Genomic DNA, 16,390 nt, shown 5'->3' with positions numbered 1-16,390 from the left:
CCGTCTGCGAAGTCAACAGCCGCCGGTCTGGGGCGCGAGTTTCGCCTGCAAAGGGTGAGGCGTTCTCGGCTCACCCTCACTAGCGTCGGGACCGTATCTGCGATCCGTATGGAGGACACATGGCCCGAATCGAGCATCCCCACGGCGTGATCGCTGCGGCCTACACAGGCCGATTCGCGACGAATCCAGTGCCCGCTCTGCGTTTGCCGGAGGAACAACTCGATCCCGAGGCCGCATACCGATTCATCCACGACGAACTCATGCTCGACGGCTCCTCCCGCCTCAACCTCGCGACGTTCGTCACGACGTGGATGGATCCACAGGCCGAGAAACTGATGGCCGAGACGTTCGACAAGAACATGATCGACAAGGACGAATACCCGGCGACGGCATCGATCGAGGAGCGGTGCGTGAACATGGTCGCCGATCTCTTTCACGCGCCCGGTCTGGACGCCGAGCACCCGTCCAGCGCAACCGGTGTGTCGACGATCAGGTCGAGCGAGGCCGTCATGCTGGCCGGTTTGGCGTTGAAATGGCGCTGGCGTGCGCGGCGGGGTGATGCCGACACCACCCGGCCCAATCTGGTTCTCGGCAGCAATGTTCAGGTGGTGTGGGAAAAGTTCTGCCGCTATTTCGATGTCGAACCCAAGTACCTTCCGATGGAAAAGGGTCGTTACGTCATCACCACCGAGCAGGTACGCGAGGCCGTCGACGAGAACACCATCGCGGTGGTGGCCATCCTCGGCACCACATTCACCGGGGAGCTCGAACCGGTCGCCGAGATCTGCGGTGTACTCGATGCCCTGGCTGCCGGGGGCGGGCCGGATGTACCGGTACACGTCGACGCGGCCAGCGGCGGTTTCGTCGTACCGTTCCTCCATCCGCAGCTCGATTGGGACTTTCGCCTGCCTCGCGTCAAATCCATCAATGCCAGCGGCCACAAGTACGGATTGACCTATCCGGGAATCGGTTTCGCGATCTGGCGCACCAAGGAAGACCTACCCGAGGAACTCGTCTTCCGCGTGAACTACCTCGGCGGGGACATGCCAACGTTCACCCTCAACTTCTCGAGGCCGGGCAACCAAGTCATCGGCCAGTACTACAACTTTCTGCGCCTCGGCCGTTCTGGGTACACCAACATCATGGAAGCCCTGCGAAACACAGCTGTTCGCGTAAGCGCACACCTCGCCGAGCATCCCGCGTTCGAGGTGATCACCGACGGCAGCGCGATACCGGTGGTCTCGTTCACGCTGTCCGGGGAGCGCAGCTACACCGTCTTCGACATCTCGCACGAGCTCCGCGCGCGCGGCTGGCAGGTGCCGGCGTACACGATGCCCGAGAATGCGACCGACGTCGCGGTTCTCCGCATCGTGGTGCGTGAGGGCTTCAGCGCCGATCTCGGGCGATTGCTCTGCATGTCCATCAGCGAGGTGGTCGAGCAACTCGACGCGGACGGGACCAGACACTCGACGGCGACCCACTTCGCGCACTGATCCCCTGTACGGAACCTAATTCCGTTCGACGTCGATCGGGTGCGAGGCAAGCATGGCCAGAGGCATGGGTTGGCGCCTCAGCACGTGCGCCCACAGGTCGATTTTCGGCGGGCCGATGACGTCCGAGGCGAGCGCGGAGAGAACCATCCAGTCGTTGCGTTCGAGTTCACCTTCCAGCTGCCCGAAAGTCCAGCCCGAGTACCCGGCGAAAATGCGCACGCCTTCGACCAAGGGGGCAATATCGGCCGGGTTCGAGTCGAGATCGACCATCACAACGCGTCCGTCGACGCGGCGGACACCCGGGACTCCTTCGATGTCGATCCCGGTACGCACCGTGGCGAGGCACAGCGCCGAATCCCGTTTGACGGGGCCTCCGACGAAAAGGGCCCGGGGACGCGCGGCGAGGTCCGCCCACTGTGGCAGAACATTCTGGACCGCAGTCTCGCTCGCCCGGTTGATCACCACACCGAGGCTGCCGCCGTCGTTGTGCTCGATGATGTAGATGACGGTGCGTCGAAATGTCGGCTCGACGAGTTCCACCGACGAGACCAGCAGGCTTCCTGGACGCACCGCCTGCTCGACCCATGCCGTCTGGTCTTCCGGTTCCTCCGCATGCGCAGCCATCGTTTCATTGTGGCACCGAGCACGTGCAGTTGTGGCGCAAGGAATCGGACGAGTTTTTCGCGCTAGCAAAAACCGGCGATTTCGACCAGGCGTGCCAGCTGATACTCGAACAATTGGTCCCTGTCGCCGAAAGTGGTGCGCCCGTACTGATCGAAGACATCGAAGCTCACCGCGCCGAACAACGAGACCCACACCAGTACCCCGCGAGCGATGGTCTCGTCGGGAATGTCGGTGCCCAGGCCCCGGCGAACCTCGGCGAAGTCGGACTGCAACCCGGACAACGGGACATCTGCGGCACGTTCGATGAGGCTGCCCGCACGATATGCCGCGTCGAAGAGGGAGACGAGGGTGACGATCACCCGTGTGCCCGGTCCGGTCGTCTGCTCTGCCGGTGCGTGGTAGCCGGGGACCGGGCTACCGAACAGCAGTGCATACCGCGCAGGTTCCCGCAGACCCCAGGCGCGGACGGTCCGGCCGAGAGCACGGAACTTCTCGACGGTCCCGTCCGCGTCCTCGACTGCAGCGTCAACGGCATCACCCAGTTCGTTGTAAGCGTCGACCACGAGAAGGGTCAGCAGCTCGTCCCGACTCTTGACGTATCGGTAGACGGCCGAGGATACGACGCCGAGGTCGCGTGCGACGGCGCGCAGCGACAGCGCGGCGGCGCCGTCGGCAGCGAGATGATCCCGGCCGATACGGGTGATATCGGCCAGCGTCTGCGCCCGGGCACGTTCACGCGGAGTGGTCGCCATGAGTGCCACACTAAACGTCGCCGATGATCTCAGGCCGTGGAGTCCTTGGACCCCAGTCGAGCGAAGGGGTCCGTGGAGAAGATCACTTCGACGGATACCTCGAAGTACGCGGCGATCCGCAGCGCGAGGTGCAGGCTGGGGCTGTACTCACCCCGCTCGAGGTAGCCGACGGTTTGGTAATGCACCCCGAGCGCCTCTGCGAGTTCTCGCCTCGAGATCCCGCGCTCGGCGCGGAGCATCGCGATGCGGTTGTAGATCACTTCAGTAGGCACGCTGCAAAGCCTTGTCTCGTCGTTCGTCCATCTTGCTACCGGACTCATTCCGGGCCATGCGTCGCAACACTATCGGTGCCAGCACCAGCCCGGCGACAGCCCACGCACCGAGGACGCCGAGGGTCTCCATGTGTCGCCAGGACTGGCCGATTTCGATGGCCACAGCGTCGGCGGGTAGCAGCGCGGAGCGCAGTCCCAGGCCGAGCCAGTAGCAGGGGAGCACTTGCGCGATGCCCTGCAACCAACCTGGTAGGGCGGTGATCGGGTAGAAGATTCCAGATATCGCGATGACCCCCATGAGCGGCATGGTGACGAAGAACAGGCCACGGGCGGTCCCGACGGTTGCACCCAGAACGGCCCCGATGGACAGCGCCGAGAGGAGACCGAGAACAAGTACCCAGAGCAGGGTTGACCATGCAGAGAAGCTGTCGAGGGCAACTCCTCCGACGATGAACCAGCCGGTGACGAGAATGGCCAGCACCTGAACGGCAACGGCTGCGGCACTGGCACCGATCCTGCCGATGAAATAGCCGATCATTCCGTTCGGAGTCGCTTTGGCCCGCAACAATGTTCCGTCCTCGCAGTCCAGGACGAGGCTTTCGCCGATGCCGTAAAGCCCGTTGAAGAAGATGATGGTGCCCAACACACCGGGCAGGGCCAAGGAGGCCAGCACGAAGCCACTGGACTCGAATGTGCCGTTACGCATGAAGAACAGCGCAACCATGACCAGGGCGGGAACAGAAACAGGTTGAGAAGCCCCTGGATGTCGGTGAACTGTTGCCGCACTTCGATTCCGGTCCGGCGGATGCCGGCTCGTACCGCGACAGTTGTCGGGTTCATCGCCGAACCTCCTCGAGTGTGGTGATATCCGAATCCGCGGACCCGGCTTGATGAACGAGCCTCATGTAGGTGTCTTCGAGGGACGAGCGCCGAACCTCGAGCTCGGTGACCCGATTGCCGTACTGGACGTACAGATCGTGCACGAACTCAACGGACGCGGTGGTGCTGTGTACCGACCGCTGGCCGTCGACACTCCATCGGACCTCGGAGTCCGTAGGCATCATGCGCGCGAGTTGCTCCGGCGAGCCGTCGGCGATGATACGTCCCCCGGCCAGGATGATCGTGCGGTCGGCCAGTTTCTCGGCCTCGTCCAGGTCGTGGGTGGTGACCATGATGGTGGTGCCTTCGAGATCGGCCAGTCGATGGACCAGATCGTGGAATTCGCGACGCGCATCGGGGTCGAAGCCCGCGGTGGGTTCGTCCAGGAACAGCAGCTCGGGCCGGCCGACGATGCCGATGGCAACATCCATTCGGCGCCGCTGCCCGCCGGAGAGGGACTTGATTTTCGTGTCCGCTTGGTCGGTCAGGCCGACCACGTCGAGAAGATCGGTTATCACCCAGGGGCGCGGACTCGCCTGGGTACCGTAGGGAGCGTAGAAGGAACCGAGGTAGTCCAATAGCTCTCGGACTTTCCACTTCCCGTGGTCTCGCCACGACTGCAGCACGACGCCTATCCGCGCTCTCCAGGCCTCATCGCCGTCTGCTGGGTCGATGCCGAGGACGTGGACCTGTCCCGCGGATCGCATGCGGAATCCTTCGAGGATCTCGAGGGTGGTCGATTTTCCCGCACCGTTCGGGCCCAGCATGACCAGCACTTCGCCCTGGTGTGCGCGAAAGGTGACGCCCGTCAGGACGTCCGTGGTTCCGTATCGCATCCGTAATCCGTCGACGTCGATGACGACATCCCCTGCAGTTTTCATCGAGTTCCCTACTGTTGTGGGTGCCTGATGGTTTGTAGCATATGTACTACATTGCGTATTGGCTATAGGTTCTGCCGACCAATTTCGAGAGCATCGCTCTTGTTTTCTTGCCCGCAACGGCGCACACTCGAACTACAGAGAGCAGTGCTCACACTTTCCGTCGAGGAGAAGCCATGAACCAGACACACGTAGTCATCGGAGCCGGACCGGTCGGCTGGTCGGTCGCCGAACAACTTGTTGCACGGGGGCATTCGGTGCGTATCCTGACCCGCTCGGGAGCCGGACCCGACCACCCCGCAATCGAACGGCGACGCGTCGACATCTCTGCCGGTGGTCTCCATGCCGCATTCGACGACGCTGCTGCGATCTTCAACTGCACCCATGTTGCATACACCGACAAGGCCTGGCGCGCAGAGCTTCCCACGATGGAACAGCACGTACTCGACGCCGCGAACGGCGCCGTCGTCGCGTTCCCCGAAAGCCTCTATTCCTACGGGCGCGTCCCCGGTCCCATCCGCGAGGACTCTCCCCGAACCGCGACCCACCGGAAACTCGGCGTGCGCACCGAACTGCTCGCCGCCCGTGACGCGCATGTCAATCCCACGGTGAGCGTGGCTGCTTCGGACTTCTACGGCCCCCGCGTGAAGACCTCGCACATGGGCGAGCGCGTAGTGGCGAACGTACTCGCTCGCAAGCCTATTCGAGTGATCGCGAACGCCGACATCCCACACTCGTTCACCTACGTTCCCGATCTCGCCGCCGCCATGATCACGGCCGCGGGCACACCAGCGCTCTGGAATACCCTGCTCCACGCACCCACAGCGCCGGCCGTCTCACAACGCGAGATGATCCAACTGTTCGCCAGCGCTGCCGGCGTGGAAATGCCCAAGGTGGGAACGGTTCCCGCCTGGTTGATGCGAACGCTCGCACTCTTCCCCGGTCAACTCAAAGAACTCGGTGACACCCTGTACCAGTTCCAGTACCCGTTCGTCCTCGACAGCGCTCGCAGCCAAGAAATACTAGGGTCGACGCCGACTCCCCTCACCGAGGGCGCCGCAGCGACCATCGCATGGTGGAAGGCCGCGGAGCTGACGCAGACCCCCTGACTGGCCGCGGCTACAGTGCCGTAAGTGAGCGACGAGACCTTCCGGACCCGGCTACGCAATTCCCCGGGGGCAGGCAGGCTCACCACCGTACGATTCGCCGGCCAGTTCGGGGACGGCCTCTTTCAGGCCGCCCTGAGCGGCGCGATCCTGTTCAATCCAGAACGGGAGTCGAGCCCAGCCGCCATCGCAGCCGGATTCGCCGTGCTGCTCGTGCCGTACTCGGTGATCGGGCCGTTTGCAGGCGCCATGCTCGACCGGTGGGACCGACGCGCCGTGATTCTGTGGGCGAACGTGATCCGCCTGCTACTGATCGGCGTCACCGCTGCGGTGCTTCTCTCGGGCGGGGGAGAAACGCCGCTGCTGCTGCTGGCACTGACCACCGTCGGATTGAGCAGATTCGTACTCGCAGGTGTCTCGGCTTCACTGCCCCACGTCGTTCGAACCGCTTGGCTCGTTCCCATGAACTCGCTGCTCGCGACCATCGGCTCCGGATTCGCCGCCGCGGGAGCGGGGGCAGCCGTGGCAATCATCGGCTACGTCGGCGCCGGCGACCTCGGATCGGGAATCGCCGTCGCCGCATCGGCGTCCGGCTCGATCGTCGGCGCCATCGCTGCAGCCGGTTTCCGCCGACACTCCCTCGGACCCGCCACCTTGGCCGAGGACCGACAGGCAACGAAAACACTCATCGTCATCGCGACGGGACTGAGATCGGGCGCCGTAGCCGTATGGAACTCGCCCACCGTGACCGCCGCGATGACCGGCATCGGTGCCCACCGCATCGCATTCGGTATCGACACCCTCGTCATGGTGCTGATTCTGCGGGAGACCACTTCCAGTTCACCGTCCGGCGGGCTCGCAGGATTCGGCATCGCCGTTGGCGCGACCGCCGCAGGAATGCTCGTTGCTGCACTCCTGACGCCGTTCGTGCTGCCGAGGCTGGGCCGCATACGCACCATCGTGGTGGGGTTGATCGGCGCCGCAATCGTGCAAGTGACCTTCGTCGCGACCCTGACACAGAACAGCCTGCTCATCGGTGCGTTTCTGCTGGGAATCGCCGGTCAAACCATCAAACTCACCGGCGACGCCTCGATGCAGACGGAGATCGACGACGACCACCGCGGCCGCGTGTTCGCCCTCCAGGACACCGTGTTCAACATCTTCTTCGTCGCCGCCCTCGCTGTGGCCGCCTTCGTGATCGGGCCGACGACAGCCAACCTGGCCGACGAAACCTCCGCGCATGCCGTGGTCTATGCCGGTGGCTTCGTCTACGTCCTCGGCCTCCTGGGCGCTTCGCGCATGTGAGCGGAAATACGTGTCGGGCTATGTATTTCCGCTCACGTGCGCGGAGCGCCCGACCACCATTCGAGGAGCGCCTTTTCCGCTTCCTCGCGGGGGAGGGGACCGCGATCGAGGCGGAGCTCCTTGAGGAACTTCCACGCCTTGCCGACATCGGGACCGGCCTCGATCCCGAGCAACTCCATGATCGCGTTGCCGTCGAGATCGGGCCGCACCCGGGCGAGATCCTCCTGTTCGGCCAGCACGGCTATCCGCTGTTCGAGGTCGTCGTACGTGGCTTGCAGTGCGGCGGCGCGACGCTTGTTGCGCGTGGTGCTGTCGGCTCGAACGAGTTTGTGCAACTTGGGCAGCAGCTCGCCTGCGTCGGTGACATAGCGGCGCACCGCCGAATCGGTCCACTGCCCCTTGCCGTATCCGTGGAAGCGCAGGTGCAAGAAGACCAGGTGCGAAATGTCGTCGACCATCCGCTTGGAGTACTTCAACGCACGCAAACGCTTGCGGACCATCTTCGCCCCGACCACCTCATGATGGTGGAAGCTGACGCCACCGCCGGGCTCGTGCTTTCGGGTATCGGGTTTACCGATGTCGTGAAGCAGTGCAGCCCAACGTAATACGAGATCTGGATCGCCGTCCTCGAGATCGATCGCCTGCACGAGCACGGTCAGCGAATGCCAGTACACGTCCTTGTGCTGATGGTGCTCGTCGATCTCGAGCTTCATCGCCGGCACCTCGGGCAGCACGTAGCCGGCAAGACCGGTCTCGCACATGACGTCGATCCCCTCGACCGGGAAATCGCCGAGAATCAGCTTATCGAGTTCCACCTGCACGCGCTCGGCGGTGATCCGCTCGATCTGACCCGCCATCTCGGTGATCGCCGTGTAAACCCGCGGGATCAGCGAGAAACCAAGCTGGGAGACGAAGCGAGCGGCGCGCAACATCCTCAGCGGATCGTCTCCGAAGGATTTTTCCGGCGCCGAGGGCGTGTCCAGCAGCCCCTCGAGGAGTGCATCCATGCCGCCGAGCGGGTCGACGAACTCCTGCGCTCCGTCTGCGCCGAGGCGAACAGCCATGGCATTGACCGTGAAGTCACGGCGAATCAGATCTTCTTCGAGCGAGGTGCCGTACAGAACCTCGGGATTGCGCGAGACCTGGTCGTACGAGTCGGTACGAAAAGTGGTGATCTCGATGACCTGATCGCCCTTGGCCGCGCTGATCGTGCCGAACGCGATTCCGGTGTCCCACTGATTGTCGGCCCAACCCGACAGCAACTGCTGAACGATCTCGGGCCGCGCGTCGGTGGTGAAATCCAAGTCCGTCCCCAGTCGACCCAGCACGGCGTCGCGCACGCTGCCGCCGACGAGGTAGAGCTCGTGACCTGCGGCCGCGAACCGGCCGGCCAACGGCGTCAAGATGGGAGAGAGTTCGTTGAGGGTGACCGCAGCAGCCGCCAACAGTCTCGCCCGTCGTTCTTCCGACTTCTCGGACTGTCCAGCTGCTGAAATCTTGTCGGCCACGTCGATAGAGCCTAGTGGGAGGGCAAGATCGAACGCCGATGCCCGTCTCCGGAATGACCCACGATCCAGATGCCGGGAGTGGAGCCTGCGGAATGACCCACGATCCAGATGCCGGGAGTGGAGCCTGCGGAATGACCCACGATCTAGATGCGGGGAACGCACGGTCTTTCCATCTAGTATGGATCGGGTGTCTGCTGGCGAACGTGCAAACAGGAGCCGCCGCAATCCGCGGCGGCGGAATGCACGTGTCGACGGCGATAAGCCACGGCTGCGCACCGTCCGCGAGACCTCCGCTGGAGGCCTGGTCGTCGACGGTCTCGACGGCCCACCGGCGATGCGGTGCGCTGCACTGATCGGGCGCACGGACCGTCGCGGCCGACTCCTGTGGTCGCTGCCGAAGGGTCACATCGAGCAGGGTGAAACGGCCGAGCAGACGGCTATGCGTGAGGTCGCCGAGGAAACGGGCATCCGCGGCACGGTGCTCGCATCGTTGGGCAGCATCGACTACTGGTTCGTCACCGAGGGTCGGCGAGTACACAAGACCGTTCACCACTATCTTCTTCGTTTCCTCGGCGGCGAGCTGTCCGACGAGGACGTCGAGGTCACCGAGGTGGCCTGGGTTCCGCTCAGCGAACTCCCGTCGCGGTTGGCCTATGCCGACGAGCGCAAGCTTGCTGCCATCGCAGGTCAGTTGATCGAGGACATGAGCGAGGCTGGGAAGAACGCCAGCGGCGCGAGCGAATCGGATCCCGAATCGCCTGACGGCCGGGAGTGAGAGTGCGGCTCTCCACGATCACCGCAGTCGCATCGACCGCACTCCTGGTGGCGTTCGCCCCTGGTATGGCATCGGCCCAGGATCTCAGTTCGCAGGAAAACACCGCGCAGGAAGACACCGCGGGCGAGACCGATTCGGAGTCCGCCGAGTCCGAGCTTCCGCAGACGTCTCAGGGTGATGAATTCCTGTCATTGGCGATCGACACCGTTGCGCCGAGCACGGTCACCACCACCAGTGAACCGTTCGTCACAGTCCGAGCCACCGTGACCAACACCGGTGATCGACGCGTCGACGAGGTGGCCGTGCGCATGCAGAGCGCCGAAGCGATCGACCGGTCCGAGGAGCTTCGTGCGTCTCTCGTGCCCGGTCGGCAGCAATACGACAACGTGGGTGACTTCGAGACGGTCAGTGCCGGTCTCGAGCGCGGCGAGAGCGCGCAGTTCGTCATATCGATGCCGCTTCGAAGCACGCTGGGGCCGTCTCTGGGTATCGACGAGCCCGGGGTCTATCCCCTTCTGCTCAATGTCAACGGCACGCCCGAGTTCGGCGGCGCCGCACGTCTCGACGATGCGCGCTTCCTGCTACCCGTCACCGGTGTCCCGCGCGACCCGACGGCTCTGGACCCATTGGGTCCCGAGGCAGGCCCACGGGCACCGAGCACCGCTGACCCGGTGGCTACGACGGTGCTGTGGCCCCTCACCGACAAACCGCGGCTGGCAGCGGGGGTCCCAGGATCGATCGAGGACAGGGTACGACTGGTCGACGACGAACTCGCCGACGAGCTGGCCCCCGGCGGCCGGCTCGACCGGTTGCTCGGCGCCGTCGAGTTCGCCACTACCGAGCAGCTCGATCCCGACGGCCGGCTCGCCGAGAGCATGTGTCTCGCCGTCGACCCGGACCTTCTCATCACAGTCTCCAACATGACCCGCGGTTACTTGATCGTCGACGACCCTGCCGATCCGACGGGCCCGGCCCGCGAGGGTACGGGCGCTCAGGCCGCGTCCGACTGGTTGACGCGACTCGAGACTGTCACCGATTCGATGTGTGTGACGGCTCTCCCGTTCGCTCAAGTCGATCTCGACACCCTGGGCAACGTGGGCGACGCCTCACTCGCCTCGGCCGCGCTGGAATCGCCGGCTGACATCGTCGACACCCTCCTGGGAGTGACGTCGACGCGCGGCATCATCTGGAGTTCCTCCGGGCAACTCGGTGAGGCCGGTGCGGCGACAGTCCGATCGATCGGCCCTCGCACCGCGCTGCTCGCGGACAACAGCATCGCCCCAGCGGCGGGCGGAGCCGTCGCCAGCGTCGTCGGTGGCAACGATGTCCTCGCCGACCTCGCCGTCACCGTTTTCGATGCACCGACGGCGACGGCGCTGGCTGCGGTGGGTGATCAACCCGCCACTCCCGAGTTCACCCCCGACGAGCAGCGATACAACCTGACCGGGGACTCGCGGACCGCTCGACTGCAGGATGCGTTGGGCGCCGTCACCTATCAAGCGCTGTCGAAGCCGCAGGATTTCGGCGGGGGCCCGCCGCGAACGCTGACCATTGCGCCACCTCAATACTGGACAGCCGACGGTGACGAACCCGCCGCGGTGCTGTCCACTGTTTCGTCGTTGCTACGTTCCGGGCTTGCCACCCCCCGCCCGTTCGCAGAACTCGCCGCCGAGGAACCGAGTGGCCTGCCCGTCGAAACACGAACCGTCGGCCAGGCCGGTCGGGACGTCGCGCTCGAAGATCGCGTCCGCGCGCAGAGCAAGCGCATCGAAGCGTTGCGGGGCTCGCTCGTCGAGGCTCCACAATCGGAACTGACCCCGCAGCGCTACACCGCGCCGCTGCGCGAGGACCTGCTCCGCACGATCGGCACCGCGGACAGAGCGGCGGCGAACGTCCGCATGGACGGTGCCGAGGCAGGGCTGGACTCCATCTATCGTTCGGTGACGGTGCTCGCTCCCGGCGGCGTCTACACGCTTGCTTCCGAGCAGAGCCCGCTGTTACTCGTCGCCCGCAACGACCTGCCCGTGGGTGTGAACGTGCGCCTCGAGGTCGACGCACCGCCGGAGATGACCGTCACCGACGTCGGGGTGACGGCGCTGCCCGCTCGCGGAAGCCGCACGATCACCGTTCCCGCTCAGGTCGACGACAGCCGCAATCTCGCCGTCGACTTCTCGCTCACCACCCTCGACGGCCAACAATTGGGCGAACCGTCCACCGTGAACGTACGGTCGAACGCGTACGGACAGGCTTTGGCGATCATCACCGCCTCCGCAGGCGTTCTGCTGCTGCTGCTGGCGGGGCGTCGACTGTGGCACCGGTTCAAGGGTCAACCCGACCCAGCCGACGAAGGGTACGAACGGCCATGACGGGTAGTGACGTGCCCTACCGGGGTGGAGTGCCCTACGAGGGTGACGCCGCGCGCCTGCCTGCCGCACAGGTTTTCCGCAGATCCGCGCCGCCGCGGCAAGCACCGTGGGAACGACGGGCGAACGAGCCGTCGCGCGAGATGCGCAGCTATCCGGTTCCGCCCTCTCCCGACGGCGGCCCCGCGCCCGACAACTCGGTCACCCAGCTGATCCCGCGTTTCCGCGACGAGGACTATCCGCCCGTCGCGACGCCACCGCAGCCAGCATCCGCGCCGGAGGAGCCGCCGGGCAAGCCGCCCGCGAGACCGCAGAAGAGTTTGCTGGCATCGACGGGATCGATCGCGATCGCCACCCTGGTCAGCCGTATCACCGGCTTCTTCAAGCAGATCGTGATGCTCGCGATTCTGGGTGGCGCGATCGCCAGTTCGTTCACATCCGCGACGATCCTGCCCAACATGATCTCCGAGCTGGTGCTCGGCGCAGTTCTTACGGCCATCGTCGTTCCGGTTCTGGTTCGAGCAGAGATGGAGGATGCCGACGGCGGTGCTGCATTCATCCGACGGCTCTTCACCATCGCGTTCACGATGCTCGCAGTCATCGCGGTCCTCGCGACGATCTGCGCACCGCTACTGGCCAGCGTGCTCATCGCGGAGGACGCGAAAGTAAGCAACGAACTGACGACGGCGCTGTCGTACCTGCTACTGCCGGCAATCCTGTTCTACGGATTGTCCGGGCTGCTCACCGCAATGCTGAACACCAGACAGAACTTCAAGCCCGGTGCCTGGGCTCCGGTGTTGAACAACCTCGTCGTCCTCGGAATCTTCTCGCTCTACTTCTTCGTGCCCGGGGAGATCACGCTCGACCCGGTGCGGATGAGCGATCCGCACGTGCTCATCCTCGGACTAGGTGTGACCGCCGGTGTCATCACCCAGGTGCTGGCCCTGATCCCGGCGCTGAAGCGAGAAAAGATCGATCTCCGTCCGATGTGGGGATTCGATGCTCGACTCAAAGCGTTCGGCGGCATGGCCGTCGCGATCGTTCTGTACGTCGTCATCAGTCAGGCCGGCCTCGTCTTCGCGACCAGAATTTCTGCCGACGCCGACGCAGCCGGCCCGGCGATCTACTCGCAGGCGTGGATTCTGCTGCAACTGCCGTACGGCATCCTCGGTGTCACCGTGCTCACGGCCATCATGCCGCGACTGAGCCGCAACGCCGCCGAGGGCAACGACCCGGCCGTCGTCGACGATCTGTCCGTTGCCACGAGGATGACCCTCGTCGCCCTCGTGCCCATCGTCGTGTTTCTGACGTTCGCCGGGCCCTGGGTCGGTGAAGCACTGTTCGGTTTCGGCAACTTCGCGAACGAGGCGAGCCGTCTCGGCGAGGCCGTCAGCTGGTCGGCATTCACGCTGATCCCGTATGCGCTGGTGCTGATCCACCTGCGCGTGTTCTATGCCCGCGAGCAGGCCTGGACACCCACCTGGATCATTCTCGGCATCACCGGCGTCAAGATCGCACTGTCGGCCCTGGCCCCTTTCGTGGCCAGCAGCGACCAGCAGGTGGTGCTGTGGCTCGGTGTCGCGAACGGGCTCGGCTTCGTCGTCGGCGCGTGCATCGGTGGATTCTTACTGCATCGGAGTCTCGGCGACCTGCGAATGATCAACGTCGGCAAGACGATCTGGATGGTGTTGTTCGCATCCGCAGCCGGCGGCACCGCGATGCTCGCCATCGATCGCATCGCCGATCTCGATGGACTGACCGAACCCCTCGGATCCATCGGAGCCATGCTCAGAGTTGGTTTCTGCGGTGTGATCATGCTCGGTATCACGTTTTCGATTCTGTGGTTCGGCAGAATCCCCGAAGTACTCGCCGTTACCGTCGCACTGCGCCGACTCGTGAATCGAGCGCGGGGAGTGGCGGCCACACCGCCCGAGCCGGTTGCGCCCTTCGCCGAGGACAAGACCGAGACGATACCGGTCGTTACAGGTGCCGCTACATGGGAGACTGCAGGTCGACAACTCCCGTACCCTGGATCACGGCGAACCGGGACGCCGTCACCAGCAGGTATTCCTGAGCCGGGTAGACGTATGGGACGACCCGGGGCACAGACGCAAGAAGGAGCAAGAGTGACCGACGACGAAGTGGCTGGGGGGCCGGCCGAGTCCGTAGCGAACGGCACCGACCGAGCAACCGGTGGAGTCGAGGTGGACGAACGCACGAAGAAGACACCGACGCAGTCCACGTCCTCCACATCCGCCGCATCCACTACATCGTCGAAGAGCTCGAAAACCGAAGACGCCGTCAACGACGACGCCCCGGCCGAAGACGCGTCAACAGAGTCTGCCGAGGCAGCACCTGACGCGGACGCCACAACGCCTGTCAACGCAGCACCTGTCAACACCACACCCGACGGCACGGCACCCGACGGCACGGCACCTGACGCCGATTCCTCGGCCGAAGACGACTCCTCGGCTGAAGACTCGACTGAAGACACAGTCGAGGAGAAGTCCGACTCGCAGGACAGCAGTGACCAGGGCAGCAGTGAAGACAGCAGTGAAGACAGCAGTGAAGACAGCGGTGACGAGCCCGCTGCCGATGCCGATGCAGCCACCGGTGCCTCCGGTACGCCTGCGCAGCCCGTACCGACTCCACCGGCCGATGCTCCGCGCGCACCTCGCGGGCCGAAGCTCATTCCCGGCGCCTCGGTTGCCGGTGGCCGTTACCGACTGCTGGCTCCGCACGGCGGCGCCCGCGGCCTCAAGTTCTGGCAGGCGCACGACGTCAAGCTGGACCGGGAGGTCGCTCTGACCTTCGTCGATGCCGACCAGCAGGCGGGGGCACGTGCCTCCGACCGGGCCGAGGGCCCACAGGCGGTTCTGTCACGCACACTTCGGCTGGGACGTATCAACTCACCGGGTCTCGCCCGCGTACTGGACGTGGTCCGGGGCAGTTCCGGCGGAATCGTCGTCGCCGAATGGACGCCCGGCCGTTCTCTGCGTGAGATGGCGGACACCGTGCCCTCACCCACCGGCGCGGCCCGTGCGATCAAGGTGCTCGCGGCTGCGGCCGAGGCAGCACATCGCAGCGGCGGTGCCCTGTCGATCGATCATCCTGATCGAATTCGAATCAGCAGCGACGGAAACGCCGTACTCGCCTTCCCGGCGACACTCGCCGACGCCGATCCCGGCACAGATGTTCGCGGTCTCGGCGCCATGCTTTACGCGTTGATCACGGCCCGATGGCCACTCGCGGACTCCGCCGGGCGACCCGACGGCCCTCCGCGCTCGGTCGGTGGCCTCAAGCCCGCCGATCGTGACAGCGCCGACGCCCCCGTGGAGCCTCGCAAGATCCGGCCCGATGTTCCGTTCGAGATCTCCGCAGTGGCAGTCCGCGCGCTCGAGCAGAACAGCGGCATCCGTACCGCTGCGACGGTTCAGCATGTCCTCGATCAGGCCGCTGTCGTCAACGACAAGACGGATCTGATGCCTGCACTGCGCCTCGGGCAACGCGCCCCAGGTGCAAGCGGGCATTCGCTCGCCGATCCAGAAGAGCTGAGCGCTCAACAGGAGCGGTCGCGACGGACCAACATTGCGCTCGCCGTACTGGGTGTGCTGACGGTGGTCGTTCTCGGCTTTGCGGGCTACTGGCTGCTCACACTCATTGCAGGCGGTAGCTCCGACGAACCGCTGACCTCACAGGACTTCGGCTTGACGACGGAGGAAACCGTCCCCGCCGAGCCGTCGGCACCCGATGCCAGCGCACCGCAGGCCGCTCCGGTGGCGCTGAGCGCGGTGGAAGTGTTCTCTCCTGACGGCAGCGCCGACAACTCCGGAACCGCGGACAACGCGATCGACAACGATCCCGCGACGGTGTGGAGCACCGATTCCTACTTCCAGCCGTTCCCGGCGCTCAAGGACGGCGTGGGCCTCCTGGCGACGCTTCCGGCCTCGGAGGTCTTGACCAACGCCTACGTCAATACACCGACTCCCGGAACCGTCGTGGAAATCAGGTCGGCTTCCAGTGCTTCTCCCGACCTCGAAGACACCACTGTCATCGGCCAAGCGACGCTCCGGGGCGGTGTCACCGAGATCCCGCTCGAGATGTCGGAGCCCACAAGTCATGTGCTCCTGTGGATTACCGACCTGAGCAGCGATGGCGGGCGCAACCAATCCACCATCGCCGATTTCGGCGTCTTCTCGCAACAGTGACGTATTCACCAGTTCGCATGCTGAACCCGCACAAAACGTGAAAACTTGACGGTTCCATCGTTGTTGACCGCGCACGTTGCCGGGGAGCCGCACGCGTTCAGCGCGATGTCATCGATCCCGCTCAGCGTCCCTCCGGTCGAACCGCCTCCGGAAGCAGATCCGGCGAATTTCGTTACCCGACACAGACACTCAGCGGGAGTCCTCGTCGGCATGATTCGGTGAACACC

12 protein-coding genes are annotated in these 16,390 nt (G+C 64.8%); 6 read left to right on the top strand and 6 right to left on the bottom strand.

Going from position 1 to position 16,390, the window contains the following annotated elements; translation table 11 throughout:
* Positions 1 to 119 precede the first annotated feature (119 nt).
* Positions 120 to 1,493, top strand: coding sequence for a glutamate decarboxylase (locus KVY23_RS07130; protein ID WP_230555863.1), 1,374 nt, complete (start codon positions 120 to 122; stop codon positions 1,491 to 1,493).
* A gap of 15 nt (positions 1,494 to 1,508) precedes the next feature.
* On the opposite strand, the gene KVY23_RS07125 is transcribed toward KVY23_RS07130, so the two are convergent.
* From KVY23_RS07125 to KVY23_RS07105, 5 genes are all read right to left on the bottom strand, one after another.
* Positions 1,509 to 2,117 (bottom strand): YqgE/AlgH family protein, encoded by a 609-nt coding sequence (locus tag KVY23_RS07125; protein ID WP_230555862.1) that lies wholly within the window; start codon positions 2,115 to 2,117, stop codon positions 1,509 to 1,511.
* A 62-nt stretch (positions 2,118 to 2,179) separates the two neighbouring features.
* The gene (locus KVY23_RS07120) at positions 2,180 to 2,869 is read right to left on the bottom strand and encodes a TetR/AcrR family transcriptional regulator (protein WP_230555861.1); all 690 of its coding nucleotides are present in this window, start codon (positions 2,867 to 2,869) and stop codon (positions 2,180 to 2,182) included.
* Positions 2,870 to 2,898: 29 nt separating this feature from the next.
* Positions 2,899 to 3,141: a helix-turn-helix transcriptional regulator gene (locus KVY23_RS07115; RefSeq protein WP_187346677.1), complete on the bottom strand. Its 243-nt coding sequence runs from the start codon at positions 3,139 to 3,141 to the stop codon at positions 2,899 to 2,901.
* On the bottom strand, positions 3,131 to 3,847 hold the full coding sequence (locus tag KVY23_RS07110; RefSeq protein ID WP_230555860.1) for an ABC transporter permease: 717 nt from the start codon (positions 3,845 to 3,847) through the stop codon (positions 3,131 to 3,133). The genes KVY23_RS07115 and KVY23_RS07110 overlap by 11 nt, the downstream gene beginning before the upstream one ends.
* Before the next feature lie 130 nt (positions 3,848 to 3,977).
* Positions 3,978 to 4,901: an ABC transporter ATP-binding protein gene (locus tag KVY23_RS07105; protein WP_230555859.1), complete on the bottom strand. Its 924-nt coding sequence runs from the start codon at positions 4,899 to 4,901 to the stop codon at positions 3,978 to 3,980.
* 173 nt (positions 4,902 to 5,074) lie between these two features.
* Here KVY23_RS07105 and KVY23_RS07100 point away from each other — a divergent pair, with 173 nt between their 5' ends.
* A complete protein-coding gene (locus tag KVY23_RS07100) occupies positions 5,075 to 6,007 on the top strand; it encodes an NAD-dependent epimerase/dehydratase family protein (RefSeq protein WP_230555858.1) in 933 nt (310 codons plus the stop codon).
* 24 nt (positions 6,008 to 6,031) lie between these two features.
* Positions 6,032 to 7,309, top strand: coding sequence for an MFS transporter (locus KVY23_RS07095; protein ID WP_230555857.1), 1,278 nt, complete (start codon positions 6,032 to 6,034; stop codon positions 7,307 to 7,309).
* Between the two features lie 32 nt (positions 7,310 to 7,341).
* On the opposite strand, the gene KVY23_RS07090 is transcribed toward KVY23_RS07095, so the two are convergent.
* A complete protein-coding gene (locus tag KVY23_RS07090; protein WP_206508799.1) occupies positions 7,342 to 8,817 on the bottom strand; it encodes a CCA tRNA nucleotidyltransferase in 1,476 nt (491 codons plus the stop codon).
* A gap of 187 nt (positions 8,818 to 9,004) precedes the next feature.
* On the opposite strand from KVY23_RS07090, the gene KVY23_RS07085 reads away from it, so the two are divergent.
* Genes KVY23_RS07085 through KVY23_RS07075 form a run of 3 tightly spaced genes read left to right on the top strand, consistent with a single transcriptional unit; the run spans position 9,005 to position 16,163 of the window.
* Entirely contained in the window at positions 9,005 to 9,592 is a 588-nt protein-coding gene (locus KVY23_RS07085; protein WP_230555856.1) for an NUDIX hydrolase, read from the top strand.
* A gap of 2 nt (positions 9,593 to 9,594) precedes the next feature.
* Positions 9,595 to 11,958, top strand: coding sequence for a DUF6049 family protein (locus KVY23_RS07080; RefSeq protein ID WP_230555855.1), 2,364 nt, complete (start codon positions 9,595 to 9,597; stop codon positions 11,956 to 11,958).
* Positions 11,955 to 16,163 (top strand): murein biosynthesis integral membrane protein MurJ, encoded by a 4,209-nt coding sequence (locus KVY23_RS07075; protein WP_230555854.1) that lies wholly within the window; start codon positions 11,955 to 11,957, stop codon positions 16,161 to 16,163. The genes KVY23_RS07080 and KVY23_RS07075 overlap by 4 nt, the downstream gene beginning before the upstream one ends.
* The last annotated feature ends 227 nt before the right edge of the window (positions 16,164 to 16,390 follow it).

This window comes from Rhodococcus sp. I2R, from assembly GCF_020889545.1.
Lineage (GTDB): Bacteria > Actinomycetota > Actinomycetes > Mycobacteriales > Mycobacteriaceae > Rhodococcoides.
This window is presented reverse-complemented; position numbering and strand designations above follow the sequence as displayed.

Coding starts and splice junctions, on each gene's coding strand:
- KVY23_RS07120 (WP_230555861.1), bottom strand. CDS start 2,869: ATGGCGACCACTCCGCGTGAACGTGCCCGGGCGCAGACGCTGGCCGAT.
- KVY23_RS07130 (WP_230555863.1), top strand. CDS start 120: ATGGCCCGAATCGAGCATCCCCACGGCGTGATCGCTGCGGCCTACACA.
- KVY23_RS07105 (WP_230555859.1), bottom strand. CDS start 4,901: ATGAAAACTGCAGGGGATGTCGTCATCGACGTCGACGGATTACGGATG.
- KVY23_RS07075 (WP_230555854.1), top strand. CDS start 11,955: ATGACGGGTAGTGACGTGCCCTACCGGGGTGGAGTGCCCTACGAGGGT.
- KVY23_RS07100 (WP_230555858.1), top strand. CDS start 5,075: ATGAACCAGACACACGTAGTCATCGGAGCCGGACCGGTCGGCTGGTCG.
- KVY23_RS07110 (WP_230555860.1), bottom strand. CDS start 3,847: ATGCGTAACGGCACATTCGAGTCCAGTGGCTTCGTGCTGGCCTCCTTG.
- KVY23_RS07125 (WP_230555862.1), bottom strand. CDS start 2,117: ATGGCTGCGCATGCGGAGGAACCGGAAGACCAGACGGCATGGGTCGAG.